The 734-nt window shown below is 51.8% G+C and carries 1 protein-coding gene; it reads right to left on the reverse strand.

Annotation, left to right across the window (positions count from 1 at the left end):
- Positions 1 to 104: 104 nt before the first annotated feature.
- Positions 105 to 734, reverse strand: a 630-nt coding sequence (locus Q1A70_RS20225; RefSeq protein ID WP_299697651.1) for a hypothetical protein, incomplete at its 5' end; no start/stop codon positions are given.

The following is a 734-nucleotide window of genomic DNA, read 5'->3' on the forward strand; positions in this document are numbered from 1 at the left end:
CTTAGGCGCAGAAGGGGGCGCGTTATCGCGTAACCACCAAAGAGTGCCAGATACCAATACACTCACCACCAGTATGCTGATTTGAAGTTGTGCTTTGGTCGGTTTCATTCATTGTCTCCTGTAAAATGTAACACCAATTCGCTTTGATACGTCCCATCCCTGTTCGGTGTCATGTGCATTTGCGTGACACTGACGGGCAAAGAGGCAAATAAAGTGCCTAGCGAGCGCCAATCGCTCACCACCGCGTCTTGTTTTTTCAGAGTCAGCACTAACGTAGAGGTCAATGCCTCTTTGTTTTTCGTGTCGCTTACCAGCCAGCCGAGCTGCGTGAGCGCATCCGCGAGCGTGTAATGAAACGAAAACGGAACCATGCGCTCACGCCACGCCTCAAGCGTGTGCTCGATAGGCAGACGAAAGACAAGAGTCTTCGTGTTTAACGTTGCGATATCACCGTGTGGGTGCGCGTTTAACCAAGTCGAGGCATAACTCAGTAACCCATCGTCATCACGATTCAACGTAGCGACCACCTCCTTGCCTTGCAATTGCAAGGACTCAAATGTCCAGCCTTGTGGGGCGCTTGCCCCATAAGGGGCAAGCTGAGACGCATAATTGAGCGCGTGAGAGGCTGATTTAGCGTTGCTCATCATGTCTTGATAAGCTTGATAAGGCGGGGGTTTAGGCGCGGCAGTCGGTACGGTTGGGGAGTTGGATTGCCCCACGTTCATCATGATAAG

Origin of the sequence: uncultured Vibrio sp. (assembly GCF_947488985.1) — a bacterium.
Taxonomy (GTDB): Bacteria; Pseudomonadota; Gammaproteobacteria; order Enterobacterales; family Vibrionaceae; genus Vibrio.